Here is a 26,061-nt window from a genome sequence, read left to right as displayed (position 1 = left end):
ATTTTATGTCCACCGAGCAAACGCGTTTAGAAATTTGCAACCTGTCGTTAGAGATGTACCCGCAAGTTAAAGCTTTAATGGACGAAGTCTATGCTGAATTGGGCGGCGCGTGGCCGAGCCATACCATCGAATATTTAATTCAAGAATTCCCCGAAGGGCAAATTGGGATATTGGACGACAACCACTTAGTGGGCTTAGCGTTAAGTGTACAAGTTGACTATGCACGTTTTTCCAACCCGCATACTTACGAAGATATTGTCGACGCCAACGACCAAGTTAACAACAATTCCGAAGGCGATGCGCTCTACGGCCTAGATGTGGTTATCGCCCAAAGCCATCGCGGCTTACGCTTGGGGCGCAGGCTTTACGACGCCCGCAAAGAGCTGTGCCGGCAATATAACTTGCGCGCAATTTTAGCCGGCGGCCGCATCCCTAATTACCATCAACACAGCAACACCCTATCGCCAATGCAATACATTAGCGAGGTAGACGACAAACGCATTTACGACCCTATATTAAGCTTTCAATTGTCTAACGATTTCCAAGTTAAGCGGCTACTTAAAAAGTACTTACCTGAAGACGAAAAATCCGTAGGCTACGCCACCTTGCTCGAGTGGAACAATATTTTATTCGAGCCGCGCGATAGCGTATTAGACACACCAAAATCCATAGTGCGCGTTGGCGCGGTGCAGTGGCAAATGCGTGCCGTTGACTCTTACAAAGCCATGCTCGAGCAAATTGAATTTTTTGTAGATACGGTATCGGATTACCAAAGCGACTTTATTCTATTCCCCGAATTTTTTAATGCACCACTAATGGCATTAAGCCCACAACCCTCACAAACAGCCGCCATTCGCCACCTTGCCGAATACACAACCCAACTGCGCGATGATATGTCACGCATGGCTATTGAATATAACGCCAACATTATTACCGGCTCTATGCCACTGGCCGAAGGCAATGAAATTTACAATGTCTCTTACCTTTGCCACCGCAATGGGCAAGTCGACGAACAACGCAAAATTCATATTACGCCACACGAAGCCAACGACTGGGTGATTCGCGGCGGCGATAAGGTTAAAGTCTTCCAAACCGATGCCGGCCGCGTTGGCATTCTTATTTGTTACGATGTGGAATTCCCCGAGCTGTCGCGCATAATGGCCGAGCAAGGGCTCGACATTTTATTTGTCCCTTTCTGGACAGACACCAAAAACAGCTACTTACGCGTGCGCCATTGCGCCCAAGCGCGCGCCATTGAAAACGAGTGTTATGTAGTCATTGCCGGCAGCGTTGGTAACCTGCCTGAGGTAGAAAGCTTAGATGTGCAATACAGCCAATCGGCGGTACTAACCCCCTCCGACTTCCCCTTCCCGCACGATGCGGTATTAAACGAAGCAACACCCAATACCGAAATGCTACTGTTTTCCGATTTAGATATGTCTAAATTAAAAATACTTCACAGTGAAGGCTCTGTACGCAACCTTAAAGATCGCCGAACCGATCTTTACGAAATTACTGTAAAAAAATAGCCCATGTCTGAAATCGTAACAACAGATTTTTACACCCAGCTGGCCAACTCTATTAAACAATGGGGCGCCGAGCTGGGGCTAGACGATATTGGCATTTGTGATACTAACTTGGATGGCTACCGCGAAAAATTATTGCAGTGGCTAGCCGATGGCCACCACGGTGAAATGGCGTGGATGGCCGACCACGGCGACATGCGCCACACACCAGAATCTTTACTGCCGGGCACTGCGCGCATTATTTCTGTGCGCCTTAATTATTTACCACAAAATAGTGCTCACATAAAAATACTCAAAGAACCCAACAAAGCTTATATTGCTCGCTACGCGATGGGCCGCGATTATCATAAATTAATGCGCAAGCGCTTAGCCACCCTCGCCCAAAAAATTAATAACGCAGCGCAAGCCGCCGGCTTAACCGAACCCACCCAGCGCGCCTTTGTCGATAGCGCCCCCGTACTAGAAAGGCCACTGGCCGAAAAAGCCGGCTTGGGTTGGATAGGCAAAAACACTCTGGTTTTACAGCGTGAAGCCGGTAGCTGGTTTTTTTTAGGAGAAATATTTACCTCCTTGCCTTTGCCTGTTGATAATCGAAAAACAGAAGATTTATGTGGCAGCTGTACAGCGTGTTTAAAAGTTTGCCCTACCGATGCTTTTCCCGAGCCATACACGCTGGATGCTAGGCGCTGCATTAGCTATTTAACCATTGAAAACAAAGGTGCCATTCCCGAAGAATTCCGCGAGCCTATGGGTAACCGGGTATTTGGCTGCGACGATTGCCAAGCCATTTGTCCGTGGAACAAATATGCTCACATTAGCGCCGAGCCAGACTTTTTACCGCGCCACCAACTCGATGATAGCGACCTACTCACACTGTTTTTATGGGACGAACACACCTTTCTTAAAAACACCGAGGGCTCGGCTATTCGTCGTATAGGCTATGAAGGCTGGCAACGAAATTTAGCCGTAGGCTTAGGTAATGCCCCAGCCGAAGAAGCTATTTTAACTGCACTTAAAGAAAAGGCAGTATCCGCAAGCGCAATGGTGCAAGAACACATCGAATGGGCCATAGCACAGCAACAAAAACCCAGCCACCGGCGCAAACGAAAAGTTAAGCGCGTATAAATATTATTAGTTTTTCAGCGCCCCTGGCGAAATACCAAACGCTTTTTTAAAGGCAATCGCAAAATTGGACGAATGTTTATAGCCCGCTTGGTAGGCGACTTCACCAATAGTCATTGAGCCAGATTCCAGGGCTTTGCGCGCAATATCCAATTTTTTAGAACGAATATAATTAACAACACTATCCCCCAATACTTGCTTCGCTAAACGCTGCACCGCACTCACGCTCATGCCTAATTCCTTGGCAATATTGCGAATATTAAGCTCGTTATTCACAGGCCCTGCGGCCGCCTTTAATATTGTGGCATCACCAGCATTGTGAACATAACGTTCAACAATCGTCATAAAGCGCTGCTGTATAGCATTCGCTTGGGGCGCGCTACACGCTGCTTTTTGCTGCAGCTGTAAACCTTCATTTAAGGCTAACGCCAAACACTGGGTAGCCTGCCCTTGTAACAACAAGCACCCTAAGGGCGAATTATCGGCTAAAAGATAGCTGCCTTCTGAATGATGATTAGATTGTTGGCTGCAGCGTAACAATTGCAGCGCCGCCTGCGTTAAAGCAGCCCCAGCTTGCCAGCGCAACACTTCACCGTGCGCCAGCGGCAGCGACAACAATTTGCCCGCATTGTTATCGCTAGCCTCGCCAGACAACAAATGCCTTGCAAGCCAAGTGCGGCTAGCGGTGACATTTAGCTTTTTGGTTTTAATGCCCGCCACAATATAGCGCGTTAGCCTAGCGGGCTTATTTAACTGTAATAAAAAGCAATTGTTATTGTACTTCCTATTGCACTTACTATTGCACTTCCTATTGCAATCAGCCGTATCTATATTGTGGTTTGCGCCTGCGTCAAAGTGATAGTCCTGCCCATCTAGCTTAAACCTAAGCTCGCCATCATCCACAAAACAAAAGATAAGCCCTGCCGGCAAATCTATTTCTGCAATCCAATCCTTATCGGCAACGGCATCGGTTGTGTGCACCATTAAAGCATCGCCGGCATCCTGCATAACAACTTGCCCATCTAATACCGTTGCAGCCTCTTCTTCGGTTAGCACTTGTTTGCCATTCACTGCACCAGTTTGTAAACAAGCAAGGCTGTAGTGCTGCCCTGCCTTAGCCGCCATTTTTTCTAACCGCTGCACACTGACAGGCAAAACCGAGCTAGCAGCCGGCGGCTGCGACAGCGCCACCAGACCATCTTGCATATCACTTTGGTTGTTTTGCATAACGCAATCTCCTAGATCTCTGCTACTTGGCTACGTAAAATCCGCTGCAATTGTAAATCATTCTCATTTAGATAAGTAGTACGCGAATTGCTAATTTGCGCACAATTCCAGGAGCTTTCATGTTGTACCCGTTAAAAAAATCCCCCCTAGCCACAGCAATCAGTAGCATTAGCGCCGGCTTGCTTTGCTCTCTCAGCGTTAATGCCCTTGCACAAAGCGATTCAGCGAATGCACAAAATCCCCCTATTGAAGAAATTTACATCTGGGGTACAGAAGTAAAAGCCACCTCAATCGACCTCGGCCAAGAAGCCATCGCCATTCGACAGGCCGACCACCTTAGCGACCTACTGCGCGTGATTCCCGGTGTTGATGTTGGCGGCGCGCACTCACTCAACCAACGCATTACTATTCGAAGCCTTGATGATAAAAACCTGCGCATTAGCGTAGACGGTGCCAACCAAAATACCTATATGTTCCACCACATGGGTAACTTACAAATTCACTCAGACATTTTGCAATCTGCAGATATTCAAGTGGGTAATAACTCGGTTATTAACGGCGGCCTTGGTGGTGTAGCGCGTTTTGAAACTCGATCGGCCAAAGACTTACTCAACCCAGATAACCAATTTGGCGGGCGCATTAACACTACCGTAGCAAGCAATGATTACACGAACCTATCTGGCAGCCTGTACGCGCAACTTGGCCCAGTTGTGGATATTTTGGGTTACGTTAATAGCGTTGCCCGCGACAACTACGAAGTAGGTGGTGGCGAAATTAAAGATGCCGACGGTCAAGTTATTGAAAACACCGACGGCAAAGTACGCGGTTTAGAAGGTGATTTATTCGACGCCCTATTAAAAGTTGGTGTTGATATTACAGACAACCAACGCTTTAAAATTGGCTATGAAGCTTACAAAGACGAAGGTGATTACAGCTCGCGCCCAGATATGGGCATAGCCACAGACGTAGCCATTGGCAACGGGGAATCGGTATTGCTACCAACAGAATTTACCCGCGACACACTTACCCTTAATTACAACGGCGATTGGGATAACAGTAGCGTAGAAGCTGCAATATATAGCAATATCAGCACGCTTGAGCGCAACGAATTAGGTAAAGGCCGCGGCGGTGCAACTTATTTGCAAACAGGCGAAGCAACCAATAATGGCTTTAACATTTTGGCATCGCATTCGCTTGGCAATAACATCACCCACGAAATTACCTATGGTGTTGATGTTATTGCATATGACACCGAATATTATGCCTTCGGTGAAAACGGTAATCAGCTTTCAACCGCCACAGAAGAAGCAACCTCTTCAGCCGTTTTTATTCAAGATAGAATAGCCCTTACCGATAAGCTCGCCATAACACCGGGTGTACGTTACGAAACCTGGGATATTAAAAGCCACTTAATTGACGATAGCTTTAGCGAACCCACATTCGCTTTAGCACTAGAATACCAACTCGATAAAGGCCTAACGTTCAACGCGAGCGCGACGCAATTATTTAAAGGCCCAGAGCTTTCTGAGGTATTTAATGGCGCTGGTGCCGGTGATGTTTACAACGCTGACATCGACCCAGAAACAGGCATGAATACCGAATTTGGCCTCGCTTATCAAGGCTCTGCTTTTAGCGCAGGTTTTACTGCCTTTGAAACCGTTATTGAAGATTACATCTACGATTATATTAATTACACACTGTACGAAGCGCCCTTCCCTAAAGACAACATCGGTAACATGCGTTTACGCGGTTTAGAGGCTTACTGGGGCTATGCCACCGATAACCTCGATATTTTACTGACTTACTCATCAGTCGATAGCAAACTTTCTGCTTTTGAAGAATACGCCGAAATGGATTACCTCGTGGTGGACCGTGCCGGCGCACCAGTACTTGATGACGACGGCAATGAGCAAATTATTGCCCAAGAAGGTTTCGACGGCGCCCGCACCGATCGGAAGCAAGGCGATACCTTTAGCTTAATGATTGACTACGCTATTCCGGAAGCCGACTTAAAATTTCATTACGACGTAATGCATGTTAGCAGCTTGCCAGCAGGAAAAGACCTAGACGGCGCAACGTTGAATAACGAAAAAGACGGCTATAGCGTACACAATATTTCTGTCCGCTGGACCCCATCTAAATTTGCTGAAGGCTTAGCTCTGACTTTCGGGATAGACAACTTATTTGACGAATACTACGCGTCGCAAGCGTCGCGCACAGGGGTTTCCTTTCACCCCGTATTTGGCGAGCTATTCCTAACTGATTACGAGCCCGGCCGAAATATTAAAGGTAGTGTTTCTTACCAGTTTTAACGACGCCTAGCGCCAGTGTACTTACTTATACTGAAGTGACTCATACGCTGGCGCTATTTCTTAGAGGTTAGGGCATCAATATTCATGAAACTTTCTGCGCCTTATTACTGTTTTTTAGTGTATAGCCGTTTGCAGGCAGATAAAAAAAGGCCTAGCGCTGCGCGAGCTAAGGCTCGGCCACGCAGCAACTTGCGTTACTGGTTTTCTTTAGCTCGTGTGGTGCATGTTTATTTATCGATGGCATTACTCATACTGCTCGCTCTTTTTTGCATTACAGGCATTGCGCTTAATCACAACGATTGGCTTAAGCAACAGCATTCCGATCACGTTGTAGAAATGACGCTACCCGAGAATATCCATACGCTACTTGAAGAAAGTTCCCAAACATTTTTTGCAGATCCTCCCTTAGATGCACTAAGGCAACACTTAAAAAATACCTACAACTTGCACCCTGTTAATGATATTGCACTGGATGAGGACGCAGGCGAAATTATTTTTGATTACAAATTACCCGCCGGATATGCCAGCGCCATATTGCTTTTTGATGAGCAAAGAATGGAACTGGAATACCGAAAAGGCTCATGGCTAACCATAATGAACGACCTGCACAAAGGTCGTCACACTGGCATTGTATGGTCTTGGGTTATTGATATTAGCGCGGCGGCTATGCTGTTATTTTCTGTCGCGGGTTTATTTATTTTATTGCAAAACAAAAAATATCGACGTACAGGCCTTATCTGTGGATTCATCGGTTTAATAACCCCAATATTATTGTATTGGATATGGGTACCACGATTAACTGGAGTGGAATAATGAAAATGATTCAACCAATACGCACAATTAAGCGGTGTCTGCACTTGTGCAGCATTACACTGTTGCTTTTACCGCTCACGACAATGCCATCTTATGCCAAAGAAAAAAACGCATTAGATATCACTATAACCGTACCAACCATTGATGCATCACCTTACCATCGCCCATTTGTGGCCGTGTGGCTAGAAGATACAAACCGAAAACCCATTAAAACACTGGCGGTATGGTACGACGACGAAACATGGCTAAAAGATATGCGCCAATGGTGGCGAAAACTAGGCCGCAAATTGCACAACGCTCAAAGCTTAGACGGCCTTAGCGGCGCCACACAAAAGCCTGGTACTTATTCATTACAGTGGGATGGCAAAGACAACAAAGGGAAAACCATCAAACTCGATGAGTTGTTATTGAATATTGAAATGGTGCGCGAAGAGGGTGATAGAACTTATATTCGGCAACCAATTATGTTCACGCAAGATAGCGCAGGCAGCACAATAACAATTCCCGCTGATGGCGAAATAGGCCAAACCACAATTCAATTACCGAAAACTTTTAACTAGGTGCCCTATGTTTATTAAGACACTACCGGCAAGTTGCCAAAATCAACATGTAATACGCAAGAGTAAACAAGGCATGCATTTAGGAGCTATTGCTCTTGGTCTATGCTCCACACTACTGTGCAGCTCGGCATTCGGCCATAGCCGGTGGGTTATTCCCAGCCACAGTATCTTATCTGGCGATAAAGCCCCGATGGTAAGCATCGACTTTAGTATTTCTAATGATATTTTCCACCCAGACCTTCCTCTTGGTGGCATTCCCATTCAAGCGCTTAACGACAAAGCCGAAGCCAGCAAAGGTGAAGATCAAAGCAATAACCCCATGGTAAAAATGCTGAATTCAACGCGTGTAAATGTTATTACACCCGATGGCAAAACCGGCGCGGATTTACCCATGGTAAACCTAGGCCGTAAAAGCGCCACAGCCCTTACATTGGAACACTCAGGCACCTACCGCGTTAATGTTATTCAAAACCCGGTAGATGTCACCTTATTCAAAAAGAGCGATGGCACACCGAGTCGTTTGTTCGGCCCACTAGAGCACGTAAAAGAAAAACTACCCAACGGTGCAACAGAGCTAAAGACATTGCGTATCTATAACGATATTCATACCTACGTTACCCGAAACGATCTTAGCAATAAAGCCATTGCGCCAACGGGTAGAGGCTTAGAGCTAAAGCACAATACCCACCCTAACGAGCTATTTGCAAAAGAAGCCGCTAAATACACGTTATTATTTAATGGTAAAGCCATTACAGATAAAGACCTGCAAGAATCGGTAGATTTAAAAATCACTCACCACAATACTCGCTACCGCAACCAACGTAATACTGAAACCCCCACCCTCAACAAGAAAGGGGAATTCAGTATTACATGGTCAGAGCCAGGACTTTATTTAATTGAAGGCGAGCTTTCACTACCAAGCCGATCGAAAAACTCTGATGCCAACAAGGTGAGCAATACAGATATTTACGCGTTCTTTTTGACCCTTGAAGTTACACCACAATAAGCACCCAAAAACCTTGCATTGCGGCCCCAAAGGATTCCCGACCTAAACCCAATGCATTAAGCACTGCCGCTAATGGACCCCTTGCGGCAGTGTTAAATACAACCGCATCTAAGCCAAACCTATAGCGCCATTACAGAAGACGTACTTTATCCACTAAATTAGAGGAGAGTTATCTATGCAACCAATTACAGAACAGGTTAACAATTTATCGGGCGTTTCAAGCCTTAGTCAGCCCTTAATCGAACAATACTGTGCCCATAGCGATGTGTTTTTCACCTCAAAAGAAAACACTTTATTAGCCAAGCCCCCTTTTGCCAGTTTATTAGTCGCAGGAACAAAAAACTTAGCAGAGCAAGCTTGTGAATCACTGCGTTTTGCCAAAGAGCTAGGTTTTAATAATCCGGTTGTTATTGGCGCAGTTCCTTTTGACGTAAAGCGTCCAGCGCATTTACGCGTTAGCACAAATGTTGCCACTGCCATAGGCTTAGAACACTTAAAAACTTTAACGCCATTAAAAAAAGAAGCCATTAGCGAGCAACCAGGGGCCATTACGCAACAGCCCGCACCCTCTATTTTTAAGCGTAGCGTTCAAAATGCACTTGAGCGTTTTGCCCGCGGAGAACTGGAAAAAGTTGTTCTATCTCGCACACTGGAAGTTGACTACCCCACACCACCTAACACCCATGCATTGCTAAAAAATCTCGCGCTCAAAAATACTCAAGGCTTTACCTTTGCAATCGACCTTAAAGGGTTAGAAAGCAGTGAGCGCGTGCACACGTTAGTTGGCGCTAGCCCAGAGCTTTTAATCGCCCGAAAGGGTAACCGCGTGTACGCCCATCCACTAGCCGGTTCAGAACCTCGCAGCCAAGACCCCGTACTGGATAACGCCCGCGCAGAGCAGCTTTTATGCTCCGAGAAAGATCTGCGCGAACATGCGCTTGTGATTAAAGCCATTAAAGAAGCGCTTACGCCTTTTTGTAAACACTTACACATTCCCGATGTACCCTCATTAGTATCAACCGAGACAATGTGGCATCTAGGCACTCAAATTGAAGGGGAATTAAAAGACACTCAGGCAAGCGCCCTCACCCTCGCCCTTGCCATGCACCCCACCCCAGCGGTATGCGGTTACCCAACACAAGCCGCGTTCGAAGCAATACAAGCACTCGAAGATTACGATCGCAACTTATTTACTGGCATGGTTGGTTGGTGCAACAGCGAAGGCGACGGCGAATGGGTTGTTACCATTCGTTGTGCACAAGTAGAAGATTGCAAAATTCGACTTTATGCCGGCGCGGGTATTGTTACAGGCTCTAGTCCCGAAAAAGAAACACTCGAAACAGGCGCTAAATTCAACACCATGCTAAATGCCATGGGAGCCGAAATGAATACCGCACAAGGAGCAAAGCAATGAATAGCGCTTTGAGTTCAGCCGGTTCGCAAAGCGCTATGTCTAAGCCCTCCGCTTTAGCAAATCAGCCGGTAGAGCGCGACATAACGCCTTGGCCGGCAGATGTCGCAGAGGCTTATCGCAACAAAGGTTATTGGCGCGATGAAAGCCTTGCTCTAATTTTGCAAAAAAAAGCCCAGCAAAGCGCCGATGCCATTGCAATAATCGACGGAGATCAACAATGGAGCTACCAGCAGTTATGGCATCGCACACAACAATTAGGGGCAAGCTTTCAAGCGCTTGGCATTAACGCTGGCGACAATGTGGTTGTGCAGTTACCAAATCAAAGCGCCTTTATTGAAGTTTTTTTTGCTTTAATAAATATTGGCGCGGTACCCGTGCTGGCACTGCCGGCACATCGCGCAACGGAATTAAACCATTTTATTCGCCACAGTAATGCCAAAGCTTTTATTGGCTATGCCACATTCGAATTCAATAAGGCTGTAACAAAACCGTTAAAGCAAACATTAAAAAGTGTTGGCGGCTTTAACCATTACAGTGAAGCAACCGAATTAGTTCGCCATATTATTGCGGTACCTAAAACCTGCGAGTTCGATACGCCCACGCACAGTAATAACGAGCACATTCACTTACTCAATACGCTTTATACCGCCAATATACATATTCGCCAAAGTACAATAAATGCCGACAAGATCGCACTATTGCAGTTATCCGGCGGCACCACCAATGTGCCTAAATTAATTCCTCGCAGCCATAACGATTATTACTACAGCATTCGCGAAAGCGTAAAACTTGGCGGTTTGACATCTCAATCTCGTTATTTAGCCGTTTTACCTGCAGCGCATAACTTCACCCTTAGCTCACCGGGTTTACTGGGCGTACTCGAAGCCGGTGGATGCATTATTTTTAGCGCGATTAGTGAAGCAAAGCATGCGTTTAACCTTATAGAAAAGCACCAAGTTACGCATTGCGCGCTAGTACCACCCCTTGCTATAGCTTGGCTACAGCACCAACAAAACACATCTGCGGCAGCTTCCAACACTGCCAATAAAGCCAGCAATTTAACGAGCCTAGCCGTGCTCCAAGTGGGTGGGGCAAAGCTTAGCGCGGTTACCGCAAAAAAGCTTAAAGCAGCGTTTAAATGCCAAGTGCAACAGGTGTTTGGTATGGCAGAAGGCTTAGTGAACTATACACGCCTTGATGACACTGACGATATTGTACTGAATACCCAGGGCAAGCCCATTTCTATTGATGACGAAATAGTTATTGTTGATGACAACGATCAACCGCTACCCATTGGCGAAGCTGGCCATTTATTAACTCGGGGCCCTTACACTATTCGCGGTTACTATCGCGCAGCCAGTCACAACGCACAAGCTTTTACCCCTGATGGATTCTATCGAACCGGCGATATTGTCAGCCTAACGCCCGAAGGTTATCTCGTTGTTGAAGGCCGCCACAAAGATCAAATTAATCGCGGTGGCGAAAAAGTTTCCGCAGCCGAAGTCGAGGAACAATTACTTAAGCACCCCGCAATAATCGATGCCGCTGTTGTTGCAATGGATGATGAATATCTCGGTGAGCGCAGCTGTGCGTATGTCATCACACAGGATAATACCCGCATAAACCTTATTACGATAAAGCGTTTTTTACGCGAACAAGATTTGGCCGAATACAAGTATCCAGATCGAATAGAAATGATTAATAAATTCCCTAAAACACACTTTGGCAAAGTCAGCAAAAAGGCTTTACGACAACGCATTAATCAGCAGCTAGCAGAAATCAATGCAGCGCTCACCTAAACATCTATTGCTAATTCATATTAATCAGCTTTGTACACAGCTACCGCACAAAACTCATTACTTGTAGGAACATATCATGGCCATACCTCGCATTTCATCATACGACCTTACTTCGGCTTGCACGCCCATCACAAACCGTGTCGACTGGAAAATTAACCCTTCGCGCGCGGTCCTACTTGTTCACGATATGCAAAATTATTTTGTCGACTTCTATGATAGAACACAGGCTCCCATTAAAAACGTTATTCACAATTGTCAAACATTAATAAACAAGAGTGAAAATTCAGGGATTACGGCTGTTTATACTGCTCAACCTCCAAACCAAACACCTCAGGACCGAGCGCTGCTTACCGACTTTTGGGGGCCAGGCTTAAGTGCGGATAACACCCAGTCAAACGAGCCAAAGGCCACCGGAATAATTAACGAATTAAGCCCTAGTGCAAGCGCGCTACAATTTACAAAATGGCGCTACAGTGCTTTTCAACGCACACCCTTAGAGCAATGGATGCGCGATAACAACAAAGACCAGCTCGTCATTTGCGGTGTTTATGCGCACATTGGTATTTTAAGCACCTGCCTCGAAGGCTTTATGCGCGACATTCAGTGTTTTGTTATTGAAGATGCCTGTGCCGATTTTAGCGAAGAAGAACATAAAATGGCTCGCCAATATATTGCTGGCCGATGCGGCTCAGTAATACCTTTAAGCGAAGCACTTAACAGCATCCAACCATCAACTGCAAACACGACTAAAGTACAACAAAAAGATAGCGCCATACAAAATCAACAAGCTGTATTTTCTCCAGCCCAATTACAACGGCAAATTGCCCAAGCACTGCAGATACACCCCGATGATTTTGAAGCTAGCGATAATTTGATGGATGTAGGGCTGGACTCTATCCGCTTAATGAGCCTACTTGATCAGTGGCGCAACGCTGGCGCCAATGTGGACTTTATTGATCTGGCCGATACCCCCACAGTAAATGATTGGTCAAGTTTATTAAGCGCTAGCGCACAACCTGCGGCTACAGAAACAGCCTAGGAGAACAACAATGCCAGCAAATACAGCCAGCGACATCAACGAAGCGCCGCAAACAAATCACCCTGCGCTACCTACCTACCCGCTAAGTTTAGCGCAAATGGGAATATGGCTGGGGCAACAACTAACGCCAAACTCACCACATTACAACACCGCCGAGCTCATTGAATTTTCATCAGTAGAACCTCAGCGATTATTAAATGCCATCAATGAAGTACTAAAAAATTGCGCACCACTTAACACCCGATTTTTTGCTATTGACGGGCAAGCAGAGCAAACATTAATACCCCCCGAAGAAATAACAACGCTATATGATGCCCAAAGCCAAATACAAGACAGTAAAAATTCTGCCTTATCGCATGCTAAACAGTGGGCTCAAGAGCAGTTACAAAATGTTATACAGCTAGATAAAGAACCACCCTATCGCAGTACATTAATTAAACTGGCCGAAAACCATTACGCATGGTTTTTGATGATCCATCATATTGCTTGCGATGGTTTTTCTTATTCCATTATTGGTCAGCACGTTGCTGCACATTATCGCGCCCCGCAATTGCCCGCCAAAGTTCAATGGCAAGAATCGGTAGAAGGCTATAAACAGCTGGTTACAACAGACCAGCAATATCAGAACTCAGAGGCTTATCTTCAGGATAAAGACTACTGGCTAAAACTTTTAAAAAACAAGCCTGCGCCAGTTACTTTAACAGTTAAAAAGTCATCCGCTTTAAATTTCACCCAGCAAGCATTGCGCGCAAAGCGAAAAATACCACAAGCTTGGCTAGAGCAATTCAACGGTTTATGCCAGCATAATAGCGAGCCACAGAACCCGTGCCACTGGGCCCATGGTTTAAATGCACTCGTTGCTGCCTTTATCTTTCAACATACAGGCTCACAATACATTAATTTGGGCCAACCTGTGATGAATCGCATGGGCTCAGCAGCCTTAAAAATACCAGCCATGGTCATGAACATTGTTCCACTGCCTATAGATCTAAGCGGAGTTAGCACTTTTAATACACTGCTTAAAAAGGTGTGCCATCAATTGGTCGAAAGCAAAAAACATAACCGCTACCGCTATGAACAGCTTAATGCCCATTTAAAACAATCTCAGCATGCAATGGATAATACTGCCACGCCTTTGCGGGCTTTTGGCCCTGTAGTCAATGTTATGCCTTTTGACCGCGCGCCTAAATTCTCAGCAGCTAAGACAATTATTCACCCCATATCTGCAGGCCCAGTTGAGGATATTTCTTTTTCATTTTCCCTAACAAGCCAAGGCGACCTTCTTTTTCTTTTAGATGCAAACCCAAACCTTTACGATTCAGAGCAATTAGAAGCTTACATGGATCGATTTTTAACCCTTAGCGAAAAAATTATTGAGCAGCAAGGTCACACACCACTACAAGTCAATCGCAATGTTACTTCTTGGCTAATAGGGGAAAAAACTAAAGAGCCTTCTACTTGTGCATTAAGTGCACTCTACGCTGCAATTCAAAACGATCCTGACAAAGTAGCCCTAGAGTATTTTGACGATACCCCTATTAACGATGGTAACGATAAGTCAGAAGATCAGGCAATATCTACAGACCCAAACGCGCTACCCTCAAGACAAACAATAAGCTACCAGCAATTAGGCACTTATATTGTCGATTGTGCTCAAACGTTAGCACAGCAAGGTGTACACTCTGGTGATAGCGTCATTGTGGCACTACCACGCGGGCCTTGGTCCATTGTTATATCTTTTGCCTGCCTCGCGCTTAATGCTCAGTTTATTTTTATTGACCCAACCGGCCCACAAGCGCGAAATTTAAAAATTATTAAAGATGCCAAACCTAAGGTTGCTATTTTTGATACTCAGCATCCAGCTGTTAACCAGCGTGGCTACACCTTAAAAGCTGAAACAGCAATATCGATAGTAGCACTTGAGAGCATTAAGCAGTTCGCAATGCACTCACGTATTAATGCCAATGCGTTCTTCGAGCACCTGATTAACAAAGAGCAAGATTCAAGCTCACGATTAGCCTATGGCATTTATACATCGGGCTCTACAGGCCAGCCTAAAGGGGTCATGATTGATCAACAGGCATTGAACGATTTCATTAGTAGTGCTAACGATGTCTACCAAATAAAAGCATCAGACCGTGTATTACACTTTGCACCAATGCATTTTGACACCTGCATAGAAGAAATTTTTATTACCCTATGCACTGGGGCAACATTAGTTATTCGCAACGACGATATGCTCGATTCAATGGCTGCATTTAACCATTACTGCGAAGCGCTATCCATATCAGTACTCGACTTACCCACAGCATTTTGGCACGAATGGGTTTTTTACTGCAGCCAACAGAGTAGTTTATTGCCCTCGGCCTTACACACCGTAATTATAGGTGGTGAAGCAGCTTTGGAGGAGCGTGTAAAAAGCTACCAAGCATTGCCATCAAAGAAGCCAATAAAACTACTCAATACTTACGGGCCAAGTGAAACAACCGTTGTCGCCAGCTGCGCGCAATTAGGCACAACCGCAGCCATAAGCCCAAACGTTGTAAACAAGCACAAAGCTAACTTCACGCTATCTATTGGCCGCCCGTTACCGAATAGACAATTACTCATTGTTCGTACAAACTCGGGATTCACGAAAGATAATAAACGCCTATTTCAGTTGGCACAAAAAGGGGAAGATGGCGAGCTTGTTATTGCTGGCCAGTCGTTAGCGCAAGGTTATTTGAATAACCCAGAACAAACCCAAACCTACTTTACACAACTGGCGCTTGGTGGAGCAGAGGCTGCACTTCCTATTTATTGCACAGGGGATAGAGCCCGCATTAATGCCGATGGCAACATTGAATACTTAGGCAGGATTGATAACGAAATAAAGATTAGCGGGCAACGAATTAACCCGGCCGAAATTGAATCGACTTTACTGCAGGAATCTAACGCCAGCGAAGTGGCTGTAATTATCGCCAAAATTGCTAGTGCTTCTAGCCGTACGCCCAGCTTAGCAACGCCACGCATTATTGCATATATTGCAAACAGCCCTTCTCATAATACAAGCCAAAAAATTCCTGATGCCACAACACTTCGGCAAGCGGTGAGCCAAAAATTACCTGCCGTTATGGTTCCACAGCAATGGATATTTTGCGACATTCTTCCTAAAACGCCATCAGGTAAAGTTGATAAAAAGCAATTACTCAACAATTTTATAGCCGATCATCAGCATCAACTTGAACATAAAACCAGCAATTCAGAAAAAGAAGACACTCGCGAATACTCATCTATTGAAAAAAACATATTGGCAATATGGCAAGAAGTGCTTGGGCTTACACAAAACACTATAAGCTCACAAGACGACTTTTTTGTACTTGGTGGTCAATCGCTACAGCTTTTGCAAATTGCTACGCGTTTGAGCGCACAATTACAGTGTGATGTACCCGTTAGCTTATTATTCCAACATCCAACGGCAAGTACATTAGCCGAAGCGCTAGCCCCGTTACTACCCAACTTTAATCATAAGGAACAAGAGGCTTTAAACGCGAATGGGGTGCCAAAGCACCGGAGCACTCCGAGTGATGGCAACAGCATTATTAAAAGCCTGCGTTTACCTAGCAACTTTCCCCAGGCTACAAAATGCGCCAAGCCAACAACCTTAAGCAATATCTTCCTAACCGGTGCCAGTGGTTTTGTCGGTATTCAATTGCTACACCATTTACTGACAACAACATCAGCCAATATTACGTGTTTAATCCGCGCCAACAATCAACAGCACGCATGGGAAAAAATAGCACACGCCTGCCGCGCACAAAACCTACCGGCGTTAACAAAAAATGCACGCATTCACTTAATATTAGGATCTATTGAAGCACCACTATTTGGCTTAAGCCAAACAGACTTTAATAAGCTTGCAGACAATATTGATGCTGTCGTACACAACGCAGCAATTACAAGTATTGTGCGCAGCTATGACTCACTTGCCGCTGCCAATGTTAGCGCGACCATCGACTGCTTACGTATTGCCGCACAGGCCAATGCAACATTGCATTACGTATCTACCATTGCCATTGGTGCAAGCTTGCCACTGCCAGAACAAACCATTGCTTGGCATGAAGGCTTAAACGACGGTTATCAACAAAGTAAATGGGCTTCGGAATCACTCATCGCGCAAGCACAAGCCTTTGGTGTAAAAAGCTGCATATATCGCCTACCCCGTGTTGTTGGTGAAACACGCACAGGCTTTATTAATGCTAAAGACTTAGTCTGGAAAATAATAGCCGCTAGCGAGCGAATTAACGCATTGCCAATCACAGCCATTAGCGAACCTTGGTTACCCGTAGATATCGCAGCACATACCATTAGCCAGCATTTATTGACGACACACAGCGCCACACACGAAAACGACATTACGCAAGTTATTAATTGCGTACCCGAGAAATACACAGATCTCAATGCGCTATTTGAGCAATTGGCCCCTCGCTATCGCGACAAACAAATAGCGATGCCTTTATGGTTAAAAAAATTGGCACTAAGCGATAACGCAGAAGATCAAGCCCTATCTGCATTCTTCCAGCATGCGCCCAAGACAATGACCTTAGCAAAAATTGACAACCAGCAATTTTACGGCCTTTTAAGCAAGTATAAAAAATCAAACGACAACCGATTAAACAACGACTTTTCACCTTATATTGCAAGCGCCGAAAAGCAAGGTTTATTAAAACCCGACCCAACAGCTGACACGCCAAAAACCGCCAAGCGCACACCACCGCGTTTACTAGAAGTTCAGGCCTGCTTTAACCCTCACCCACAATTGCGCCGTATTCTTTTAACCGGCGACACCTTGCGTAATTTTCCTGTTGATCACTACGGCGGTCATATAAAAATATTTTTACCTCGCACACATCAACAACAGCCGGTACTACCAACACTTGGCCCTAAGGGGCCAATATGGCCCGCCGATAACGAACGCCCCATAACACGCACCTACAGCGTTCGTTATTACAACCCCGTTAATAATACCCTAGCCATTGACTTTGTTATGCATAAACATTCGGGGCCAGCAGCAAGCTGGGCACAAAAAGCAAAACCCGGTGATTTAATTGGTGTTGCCGGCCCCGGCGGCCCAAACCCATTATTAGCACCGGCGCAGCACCATATTATTGCCGGCGATCTAACTGCACTACCCGCAATACAAGCCATTATTGAGGCTTTACCCAGCACAGCTAAAGGCGCCATATTTATTGCTGGTGAAGCACATGGGTTTACCCTGCAACACAATACACAACTTGAAATTCACTGGTTATCACCCAAGCGAGCGGTGCTGCAGCAATTACAGCGACAAGAACAACCACAAAAACAGCAGGAAAATAAAAAACTTGGTAATCAAGCAACCTCCAACAGCGCTAATCGCATCGCGCAGCAAGTGTTAAGCGCAATACAAGATTATGTTCAGCGCGCCGACTTAATTACGCAACTTGCGTCAGATGCTTCAGGGGCTAATACGCCACTATCAGGTTTAGCCGCTGGTGAAAACAGCCTTGTTTTAGCCGTGCGCGATTATTTACGCACGACATTCAAGTTACCCAAAGCCTTGCTTTACGCTGTGCCCTACTGGCGCAACGGACAAGACGAGGAAGGTTACCACCAACAACGCCATACAATTATGGACGAAGAATATTAACTTTTAGATGCAGGTTTCACATGTCAGTTTCAACACTCACACCTGATAAACACGTATCGCCACCATTATTCGGTCGCGAATTTAATGGCAAAGTTGCCGTTGTTAGCGGAGCTTTTCAAGGAATTGGTGCAGCCATAGCCGACAACTTAACAGCCCTTGGTGCAATTGTTATAAGGGTAGATATTGCCTATACCGAAAAACGAGAAAAATGCTACGCGGTTGATGTCACCAATACGAATGATGTTAATAAAATAGTTGATTATATCGAGAAAAATTATGGCCCTATTGAATTTGGCGTTAATGCTGCCGGCATTTTGCGCATGGGTAATTTGCTTAACACGCCACAAGAAGACTGGCTAAATACCTTTGCGGTAAATACGACAGGTGCTTTTAATTTTTGCCGCGCCGTAGGGCAAAAAATGGCTACACGAAAAAAAGGCGCCATTGTCGCTATAGGTTCAAATGCTGCGGGCGTACCACGCATGGGCATGGGCGCTTATGCCGCATCTAAAGCTGCTACAACGCAACTCATTAAATGCTTAGGGTTAGAGCTGGCAGAACACAACATCCGCTGCAATATTGTTGCACCAGGTTCAACAGACACTGCCATGCAACGGCAACTTTGGAGCGACGCTAGCGATGCAAAAAAAGTAATAGCCGGTAACCTAACGCAGCACCGCTTAGGTATTCCATTGCAGCGCATTGCCCAACCAGAACACATCGCCAACTCGGTGGTTTTCTTACTATCAAATGCCGCTTGCCACATTACACTCGAAACCCTTGTTATTGATGGCGGCGCCACACTAGGCTGCTCATAAGCTAATTGAAAATCACCTGCCGTCAGGCCAATAGATAAAATTTAATTATTACTTTATTTAGGACACAACAATGAACAACATGAAAAATGGTTTAGATAAATCGAATGCATTACTTGCCGACGCGCGCAATATGATTGCCGGAGTTACGCAGTCCATGATGAAAAAGCCTGAGCAATTTTGCTTGGGTAAATTCCCTGTTTATCTTGAAAGCGGTAACGGTGCAGAAGTCACAGATGTGGATGATAATACTTATATTGACTACATTTGTGGCTTAGGTGCCAATGCGCTGGGGCATAACTACCCCGCAGTTACAGCTGCCATTAGCCAAAACTTACACAAAGGCCTGCTCCACTCCCTGCCAGCACCTGTCGAAGTAAAAACAGCAAAGGCGTTAATTGATATTATTCCACACGCACAAATGGTACGTTTTTTTAAAACCGGTGCCGATGCCAATTCAGCGGCGGTAAGGCTTGCCCGCTTTTGTACACAAAAAGATAAAATCGTTACTGTAGGCTATAACGGATGGCACGACCATTATATGTTCGATACCCCAGGAGTGCCTAAAACCATTGCAGAATTCACTTACCGCATGCCGCTATTTCAACCAAGCGATGAGCAACCCTTACTGGATTTAATTGAAGACAAAGGCGATGAACTCGCCGCTGTACTGCTGTCTATTCCTTACAACCGGGAGCTTAGCCCAGATTTTTTCCAGCAAGTGAAAAATGCCTGCAATGCTCACAATATTATCTTTATTATCGATGAGGTCGTTTCTGGGTTTCGCCTAGCCAAAGGTGGTGCTCAGGAATATTTTAATGTCGAAGCCGATTTAGTCACATTATCGAAAGGCTTGGCAGCAGGCATGCCGCTGTCCGCCGTAGCCGGTAAAAAAGCGCTATTGGATGAAATGGAAAAACTACAAGTTTCAACCACTTTCGGTGGCGAGATGTTATCACTAGAAGTATGCGCCGCAGCCATCGACACCTACCAAACAACAAATTACATTAGCCACATTCATGCATTAGGCAAAAAATTAAAAGAAGGTATTAACCAAGCCGCAGAGCGTTTAAATGCGCCCTTAAGAGTTGTTGGCTACGATGCCATCCCGATGTTTTTATTTGCCAAAAACCCAGCTGTTCACGTAAAACTCGCCGAACCATTTGTTGGCTTAATGGCAGCTCAAGGTTTTATTCTGCGCCGCGATGTTAACTTTTTATGTGCAGCACATACCGAACAACATATTGAAAAAACCATAGATGCCGTAACCAGCGCATTACAGAAAATGCTAAATGATGGCTTATTCACTCACGAATCATCAGCATTAAACCCACAATTTAATGATGAGAATAAAGAAGAGGTTTGTGAAGCATGAGTTGCTGCGCACTGCACACTGCAAGGGGCTATCAGGCTTTAATGCCAAGCCTAAGTTCAATAGTATACAACCAAGGTTTGCCAATAATGGCAACCTCTAATCAAATTTCTGCGGCTAACTCCTCAACAGCCGCCAATGTGGAATTCGCGCTAGCGACCAGCAAAAAACACACGCAAGATGATGGTGCTCAGCGCCAAAATAATATTCGCCAATTGATTAAAAATGCGTTTATTTACACGGGCCAACACAATAATAATACAGCACCGGTTTGTATCACAAACGGTTGGATTGCTATTGACGGCGACACGATTACCGCAGTAGGCACAATGGAAGATGCGTTGCCCCCGGCCGATTCTATTGTTGATGCTAGCGGCTCGATGATTTTACCGGGCTTTATCAACCCGCACTGGCACGAGAGTTTTGTCGCACCCAACGATGAAAAACCCGATGACAGCCATCTACACCCAACACCCTACAGTAACGGTGGGGATATAGGTGCCCTTGGCGGCATGTTTGGCTTTATTTCTGGTGTTGCTAAGCGTTTAACTCCTGACGAGGCACTTGCTATTGCCCGCTGGAGTCTGTGGACTCAATTGCGTTCGGGCACCACAACCCTTGGCGATTTAGGCTCTGCGAATACTGCTGATGCTATGGCACAGGCCGCTATCGATCTTGGTATGCGTATCCGGGTTAGCCGGTGGTCTAGCGATATTATGATTCCCAACGAAGGCTGCGCCGCCATCCCCGTTGCTAACACCCTAGAACAAATTAATGATGTTCAGCAATTAATGGATAAATGGCATAACCATCGTTCGGGTTTAGTCAGTGCAATGCCAACGGTAATGGGCACATTCGGTAGCTCTGATGAACAATTAATCGCCATGAAAACCATTGCCGATCAATATCAAAGCCCCTACGCCATGCACCTTGGTGCACTTCCTAACGAAAGTGCAGCCATTGAGCGCGTATTTGGCAAAAGCTCTATTCAGCGCGTCGCCGACTTAGGCCTTTTAAGTGAACGCTTAATGACGGTTCATACAGCATTTTTTAATGATCACGAATACCAACTATTGCAAAACGCCAAGGTTAAATTTTGTTATGCCCCTGGGCACTACGGTATGCTAGGGGAAAATACTTTAAGTGCAAATGGCCACTTTGCTCAACGGTTAAAAGACGGCCTTCCCCTTGCAAGTAGTACTGATGGCGACATTTTTTATTCTGGCGGCATGACAGAAGCTATGCGAGCAGCCCACTTAACCAGCAATGAAATTGGCAACTGCAATACAGTATGCCCGCCAACAACAGCACTGCTCACAGGTACTGCTTACGCCGCCGACGCATTAGATTGGGGCAATCGACTAGGTAGCATTGTTGCCGGTAAACAAGCTGATCTTGTATTTGTGAATAAAGATAATTGGCGTTACCGCAATAGCCAACACCCGCTGCGAACCTTTTTATTAACAAGCAGCAGCCAAGATATTGCGCAAGTAATGGTCGCTGGCCAAACCGTAATGCAAAACGGCGCCAACCCTTATTTTAGTGAAGCCGAATTATTTGACGATTATCAGCGCGCAGCACAATCGGCACGTTCACGCATAAAACCGTAAGGGCACATTTAAAGGGCAACGCCAAAGTTACCCCCCACTTTTCCCGGCAGGGCATGGCTAAAAATGCATTTTTTCGCTATGCCCTACTTTCTACATTTGAGAAAACCATGCAATCTTCTAATACCGCCGACACAACACTTAACAACGAGCAAGCACAACACGGCTCTGACTATTTACGCAATATGACATTATTGCTGGTAAGTACTTTAACAGTAATGGCCGGCGCTACAATTGCACCATCTCTACCGGCTATGGCCGACAAGTTTTCGAGTATTCAGCATATTGATTTTTGGGTGCAAATGGCTATGACCCTACCAGGCTTAGCCATCACCCTTAGCGCACCTTTTATTGGGCGCTACGTAGACATTTACGATAAAAAATTATTATTAATAATATCCGTAATAAGTTATGGCGTGCTAGGTACTGCCGCTATGGTCGTGAGCCATTCTTTAAGTGCTATCTTGATCTTACGGTTTTTATTGGGCATTAGTGTGGCAGGCATTATGGTGACCTGCACAACACTATTTAGTGACTATTATGCAGGACCGAAGCGCGGGCACTATTTAGGCTTACAAGCCGCTTTTGGCGGCTTTGGCGGCGTGGTATTTATTGCTACTGCCAATAGTTTAGCTGGCGCCAACTGGCTATACCCTTTTGCTTTATACGGCCTAGCATTTCTTACGCTGCCGGCCATTATGCTATGGGCTGTAAACCCCATGAAAATGTCGGCACCACAAGCCACTAGTATTCCGCAGGCTAATGCGCAGCCCCAAACAACGCCATTAAATGCAACTAAGCACAACACGCAACCGCGTGATTATTTATTGTGGGGTTGCTGCGCACTGGCCATTGTAGAAATTCTAGCGCTTTATGCTATTCCCGTGCATTTACCCTTTTATTTACAAGCGCTAAATACTAGCGCAGCGGCTAACGCCCAGTATAGTGGTTATTTCATAGCCCTAATGCTATTAGTGATGGCGGTTACCGCCAGCCAATACCATCGCTTTCAGCCTATAACTAGCACCCATCGATTGCACGCTGGGGGGTTTGGCATTATCGCGCTAGGCTTTATTTTTTGGGCAACAAGCCAGCAAGCATTACTCGATATAAAAAGCCCATTAATGAGCCAACTGGCATTAATGGCTATTTTAATTATTTTGGGTTTTGGCCTAGGTGTTATTCGCCCCAATTTAATCACATGGTTAATGTCCCGCTGCCCCCCCGAACAACGAGGGCAAAAAATGGGAAAGCTAACATCTTGTTTTTTTATTGGTCAATTTATAACACCGATAGCCACCCTACCGCTATTATCGATTCATTTATTCATACCCACCGAAGCCGTTACAGAAGCAAACTATACTTTATTGTTTACTGTGCTTGGCAGCCTGTGTTTAATTGCGGCTATAGGGTGTCTTTATTGGGGAAAGGAGAAGCCCTAGCGTATTAATGCCTCTGCATACTATTAATAGTCATTACAGAGGCATTAATATTACCCGCCATAAGCTCATCCCCCCTGCAGGCTCTAGACCATAAACCGACCACATTTTTTCTGTTAGGCTCACATTCAAAAGCGCGCGGCCGTGTTAATTCTCGAAATACAATCCGGTTCGTGATGTAAAGTAATCCCCCTCGCTTTAAGCGCTTCGTCGCCCCCTTCAGCCAATAATATGTCATCGCTGAAACACAAGCGACAACTCGCCGAGCCCCCAAAAATTTAGCGTTGCCAAACTCACTGGTTTATTGCTTTATAAATAACAGATTAAGACTACTTACGCCCAAAACCTGAGAAAGTTGCAGCTGAAACTATTTTATTTTAGCGACCAACTCAATCAAAAAAAATTTCGTTGAATGGTGATGATTCTAGAAGATTGCGCACTAGCAAATACTGAACGATATGGTATAAATGAAACTTCCCTGATAATTATTACTAAAGGGGAACCCTATCAATATCTCTCAATTCATCAGCGACCAAGGCTGGTTTTAACTTGTAATCAGCAACGTATACGTACGCCAAACTCGTAAATTAAGGAGTAAAAATGAATCAGAATACAATCACAACATTCAAATTAGCCGCATGCTCTTCTCTTTTAATTGTTTCACTTTCTGGCTGCGGCAGTGACAAAAACACTACGCCTGAAAATCAGTTTCAAGGAGTTTGGTCTTTTGAGCATGCTAGTATTAATGGGGAGATCGTTTCCAGCGAGGTTGCCAACAATCTGATTTTTGAGATTGATTCACAGGGCCTGATCATGAACTACGAATGCAACGTCGCTGGAAATTATGAACTTAATGGCTCAATACAAACTATTGAGGGTAACACTGTAACCGACCAGACGGGAGGGATCACAACATTGTCATTGAATGATGGCAATCTACTCCTTAGTGATGCGGGCTATACCGTTACCCTTGAAAGCATCCCTCAAGTTCCAGATTCATGCGATAGCCCCGCCATAGAGATTCAATCTATAACACCGAAGCAAGCTATCAGTAATATGGATTATACATTCACAATTACCGCGAATTACCGCAATAACATAAGCAACGCCACAATAGCTATCTTTTACCTCTATGAAACAGACGATGATGGTAATCACAGATATCTCCCCGCCTATAATTCAGAAGTCAGCCTTAACGATGACAACCTTGTCACTCAAACATCATGGACCTTTGACTACAGACCCAACTCACCCGACAACACGCCACACTTATTTCATGTCGCTATCCTAGGCACAGAAGGTAACAATAATTATTTATATGCTTATGATCAAATAGAATTGGATAGCCCAGCCACACAATTCGCTAAACGCCAAACAAGCTGGTTAATGAAGCCCGCGCAGCGCAAAACTAACGTACCTCAGTAGCTATTATGAACTAGGTTGACTTAGAACAAGCCACGGAAATATATTCCTCAAGTGTTAAGGTTAACCTTTTTAACACTTAGCGATTAACTAAACGGGACGTAACTATTCCTTCAGCTTTAAGCTGATAAGTACGTCCTATTCCGAGCTTATGGGTTCATGGGGATTGCAGCTGATCTACCCGCGTTTGCACAAAGACTTTTAACTGCCGAAAACTGTCGGCATCCATAGTATCGAAACTGATTCCCCAGTGAATAACACTGCCATCTTCTAGCTTTAAGTTCAGCTCGACTAACCACGGCAGAATACGCTGGCTACCGCAAAAATGTACTAACTGCGGTTCTTGCCCGTTTCTAAAAATTAGCAATAGGTTACCGTTACTAAAGCGTAATTGACTATAGCTACGCTGACGCACGTATTGCATGTAATAATAAAAGCCAAGACAACACCATACAGGGCAAAAAATGATTTTGGCGGTGACGATAAAAGGCCCGAATAACACACTGAGCCCAGCCACTAGAAAAAGCAATAGCTGTACGCTAGGAACAAAATACGTAGGTGCAACCTTAAAGATAATATCCTTATCTTTTTTATACATCGCGCAATCCTTGGCTTGTTATATCGCATAGTTTATCGGGTAATATTTATTACCCATTCAGTGCAGGCATTAAACCTTTAGGCCAGTATTATCCATTACAATAGCTACAATACGCTTTAAGCCTTCGGTAGGTGGCTCCTTGTGTTTGAGCAGCCAACCAAACATATCTTGATCTTCGTTAGTAAGCAGCTCGACATAAAGCGCTTGATCTTCTGGCGGCAGGGTTTGGTAAACATTCTCTAAAAACGGCATGAGCACTAAATCCAGCTCTAGCATGCCGCGCCGGCTAGCCCACTTCAGGCGGTTGTATTCCATAAAAAAA

General features: G+C 45.2%; 18 protein-coding genes. 15 read left to right on the top strand and 3 right to left on the bottom strand.

All coding sequences use genetic code 11. From position 1 onward, the window contains the following. Nucleotides 1–5 precede the first annotated feature (5 nt). Nucleotides 6–1,529 carry a bifunctional GNAT family N-acetyltransferase/carbon-nitrogen hydrolase family protein gene (locus MARGE09_RS04270; RefSeq protein ID WP_236986116.1) on the top strand — a complete coding sequence of 508 codons (1,524 nt, stop codon included), beginning with the start codon at nucleotides 6–8 and terminating at the stop codon, nucleotides 1,527–1,529. 3 nt (nucleotides 1,530–1,532) lie between these two features. Then, a complete protein-coding gene (gene queG, locus MARGE09_RS04265; RefSeq protein ID WP_236986115.1) occupies nucleotides 1,533–2,651 on the top strand; it encodes a tRNA epoxyqueuosine(34) reductase QueG in 1,119 nt (372 codons plus the stop codon). A 6-nt stretch (nucleotides 2,652–2,657) separates the two neighbouring features. Here the strand turns inward: queG and MARGE09_RS04260 are convergent, their stop codons facing one another. Continuing rightward, nucleotides 2,658–3,875 (bottom strand): AraC family transcriptional regulator, encoded by a 1,218-nt coding sequence (locus tag MARGE09_RS04260; protein WP_236986114.1) that lies wholly within the window; start codon nucleotides 3,873–3,875, stop codon nucleotides 2,658–2,660. Nucleotides 3,876–3,994: 119 nt separating this feature from the next. Between MARGE09_RS04260 and MARGE09_RS04255 the strand changes: the two genes are divergently transcribed. The 13 genes from MARGE09_RS04255 (at nucleotide 3,995) to MARGE09_RS04195 (ending at nucleotide 25,144) form a co-directional block, all read left to right on the top strand. Continuing rightward, nucleotides 3,995–6,187, top strand: coding sequence for a TonB-dependent receptor domain-containing protein (locus MARGE09_RS04255; protein WP_236986113.1), 2,193 nt, complete (start codon nucleotides 3,995–3,997; stop codon nucleotides 6,185–6,187). Nucleotides 6,188–6,271: 84 nt separating this feature from the next. Next, on the top strand, nucleotides 6,272–7,000 hold the full coding sequence (locus MARGE09_RS04250; protein WP_236986112.1) for a PepSY-associated TM helix domain-containing protein: 729 nt from the start codon (nucleotides 6,272–6,274) through the stop codon (nucleotides 6,998–7,000). Next, the gene (locus MARGE09_RS04245) at nucleotides 7,000–7,560 is read left to right on the top strand and encodes a DUF2271 domain-containing protein (RefSeq protein WP_236986111.1); all 561 of its coding nucleotides are present in this window, start codon (nucleotides 7,000–7,002) and stop codon (nucleotides 7,558–7,560) included. Before MARGE09_RS04250 ends, MARGE09_RS04245 begins: the two co-directional genes overlap by 1 nt. Nucleotides 7,561–7,567: 7 nt before the next feature. Further along, on the top strand, nucleotides 7,568–8,566 hold the full coding sequence (locus MARGE09_RS04240) for a DUF4198 domain-containing protein (RefSeq protein WP_236986110.1): 999 nt from the start codon (nucleotides 7,568–7,570) through the stop codon (nucleotides 8,564–8,566). 175 nt (nucleotides 8,567–8,741) lie between these two features. Continuing rightward, complete coding sequence (locus tag MARGE09_RS04235; RefSeq protein ID WP_236986109.1) at nucleotides 8,742–9,980, top strand: isochorismate synthase; 1,239 nt, start codon at nucleotides 8,742–8,744, stop codon at nucleotides 9,978–9,980. Further along, nucleotides 9,977–11,779, top strand: a complete 1,803-nt coding sequence (locus MARGE09_RS04230) for a (2,3-dihydroxybenzoyl)adenylate synthase (protein ID WP_275068741.1) — start codon at nucleotides 9,977–9,979, stop codon at nucleotides 11,777–11,779. The genes MARGE09_RS04235 and MARGE09_RS04230 overlap by 4 nt, the downstream gene beginning before the upstream one ends. A gap of 76 nt (nucleotides 11,780–11,855) precedes the next feature. Further along, the gene (locus MARGE09_RS04225) at nucleotides 11,856–12,818 is read left to right on the top strand and encodes an isochorismatase (RefSeq protein WP_236986108.1); all 963 of its coding nucleotides are present in this window, start codon (nucleotides 11,856–11,858) and stop codon (nucleotides 12,816–12,818) included. Nucleotides 12,819–12,828: 10 nt separating this feature from the next. Further along, the gene (locus MARGE09_RS04220; RefSeq protein WP_236986107.1) at nucleotides 12,829–18,486 is read left to right on the top strand and encodes a thioester reductase domain-containing protein; all 5,658 of its coding nucleotides are present in this window, start codon (nucleotides 12,829–12,831) and stop codon (nucleotides 18,484–18,486) included. A gap of 20 nt (nucleotides 18,487–18,506) precedes the next feature. After that, nucleotides 18,507–19,304, top strand: a complete 798-nt coding sequence (gene dhbA / locus MARGE09_RS04215) for a 2,3-dihydro-2,3-dihydroxybenzoate dehydrogenase (RefSeq protein ID WP_236986106.1) — start codon at nucleotides 18,507–18,509, stop codon at nucleotides 19,302–19,304. 70 nt (nucleotides 19,305–19,374) lie between these two features. Then, a complete protein-coding gene (locus MARGE09_RS04210) occupies nucleotides 19,375–20,676 on the top strand; it encodes an aminotransferase class III-fold pyridoxal phosphate-dependent enzyme (protein ID WP_236986105.1) in 1,302 nt (433 codons plus the stop codon). An 86-nt stretch (nucleotides 20,677–20,762) separates the two neighbouring features. Continuing rightward, nucleotides 20,763–22,283, top strand: coding sequence for an amidohydrolase family protein (locus MARGE09_RS04205; RefSeq protein ID WP_236986104.1), 1,521 nt, complete (start codon nucleotides 20,763–20,765; stop codon nucleotides 22,281–22,283). 107 nt (nucleotides 22,284–22,390) lie between these two features. Then, on the top strand, nucleotides 22,391–23,722 hold the full coding sequence (locus MARGE09_RS04200; protein WP_236986103.1) for an MFS transporter: 1,332 nt from the start codon (nucleotides 22,391–22,393) through the stop codon (nucleotides 23,720–23,722). 597 nt (nucleotides 23,723–24,319) lie between these two features. Further along, entirely contained in the window at nucleotides 24,320–25,144 is an 825-nt protein-coding gene (locus MARGE09_RS04195; RefSeq protein ID WP_236986102.1) for a hypothetical protein, read from the top strand. A gap of 154 nt (nucleotides 25,145–25,298) precedes the next feature. Here the strand turns inward: MARGE09_RS04195 and MARGE09_RS04190 are convergent, their stop codons facing one another. Together MARGE09_RS04190 and MARGE09_RS04185 are read right to left on the bottom strand one after the other, a co-directional pair. Continuing rightward, nucleotides 25,299–25,739: a protein YgfX gene (locus MARGE09_RS04190; RefSeq protein ID WP_236986101.1), complete on the bottom strand. Its 441-nt coding sequence runs from the start codon at nucleotides 25,737–25,739 to the stop codon at nucleotides 25,299–25,301. Nucleotides 25,740–25,808: 69 nt separating this feature from the next. Then, nucleotides 25,809–26,054: an FAD assembly factor SdhE gene (locus MARGE09_RS04185; protein WP_236986100.1), complete on the bottom strand. Its 246-nt coding sequence runs from the start codon at nucleotides 26,052–26,054 to the stop codon at nucleotides 25,809–25,811. Between the last annotated feature and the right edge of the window lie 7 nt (nucleotides 26,055–26,061).

Origin of the sequence: Marinagarivorans cellulosilyticus (assembly GCF_021655555.1) — a bacterium.
In the GTDB taxonomy this organism is placed as follows: Bacteria; Pseudomonadota; Gammaproteobacteria; order Pseudomonadales; family Cellvibrionaceae; genus Marinagarivorans; species Marinagarivorans cellulosilyticus.
This window is presented reverse-complemented; position numbering and strand designations above follow the sequence as displayed.

Bases quoted from the DNA above. Each gene is read 5' to 3' on its own strand.
- MARGE09_RS04270 (WP_236986116.1), top strand. From the start codon at position 6: ATGTCCACCGAGCAAACGCGTTTAGAAATTTGCAACCTGTCGTTAGAG.
- queG (WP_236986115.1), top strand. From the start codon at position 1,533: ATGTCTGAAATCGTAACAACAGATTTTTACACCCAGCTGGCCAACTCT.
- MARGE09_RS04260 (WP_236986114.1), bottom strand. From the start codon at position 3,875: ATGCAAAACAACCAAAGTGATATGCAAGATGGTCTGGTGGCGCTGTCG.
- MARGE09_RS04255 (WP_236986113.1), top strand. From the start codon at position 3,995: ATGTTGTACCCGTTAAAAAAATCCCCCCTAGCCACAGCAATCAGTAGC.
- MARGE09_RS04250 (WP_236986112.1), top strand. From the start codon at position 6,272: ATGAAACTTTCTGCGCCTTATTACTGTTTTTTAGTGTATAGCCGTTTG.
- MARGE09_RS04245 (WP_236986111.1), top strand. From the start codon at position 7,000: ATGAAAATGATTCAACCAATACGCACAATTAAGCGGTGTCTGCACTTG.
- MARGE09_RS04240 (WP_236986110.1), top strand. From the start codon at position 7,568: ATGTTTATTAAGACACTACCGGCAAGTTGCCAAAATCAACATGTAATA.
- MARGE09_RS04235 (WP_236986109.1), top strand. From the start codon at position 8,742: ATGCAACCAATTACAGAACAGGTTAACAATTTATCGGGCGTTTCAAGC.
- MARGE09_RS04230 (WP_275068741.1), top strand. From the start codon at position 9,977: ATGAATAGCGCTTTGAGTTCAGCCGGTTCGCAAAGCGCTATGTCTAAG.
- MARGE09_RS04225 (WP_236986108.1), top strand. From the start codon at position 11,856: ATGGCCATACCTCGCATTTCATCATACGACCTTACTTCGGCTTGCACG.
- MARGE09_RS04220 (WP_236986107.1), top strand. From the start codon at position 12,829: ATGCCAGCAAATACAGCCAGCGACATCAACGAAGCGCCGCAAACAAAT.
- dhbA (WP_236986106.1), top strand. From the start codon at position 18,507: ATGTCAGTTTCAACACTCACACCTGATAAACACGTATCGCCACCATTA.
- MARGE09_RS04210 (WP_236986105.1), top strand. From the start codon at position 19,375: ATGAACAACATGAAAAATGGTTTAGATAAATCGAATGCATTACTTGCC.
- MARGE09_RS04205 (WP_236986104.1), top strand. From the start codon at position 20,763: ATGGCAACCTCTAATCAAATTTCTGCGGCTAACTCCTCAACAGCCGCC.
- MARGE09_RS04200 (WP_236986103.1), top strand. From the start codon at position 22,391: ATGCAATCTTCTAATACCGCCGACACAACACTTAACAACGAGCAAGCA.
- MARGE09_RS04195 (WP_236986102.1), top strand. From the start codon at position 24,320: ATGAATCAGAATACAATCACAACATTCAAATTAGCCGCATGCTCTTCT.
- MARGE09_RS04190 (WP_236986101.1), bottom strand. From the start codon at position 25,739: ATGTATAAAAAAGATAAGGATATTATCTTTAAGGTTGCACCTACGTAT.
- MARGE09_RS04185 (WP_236986100.1), bottom strand. From the start codon at position 26,054: ATGGAATACAACCGCCTGAAGTGGGCTAGCCGGCGCGGCATGCTAGAG.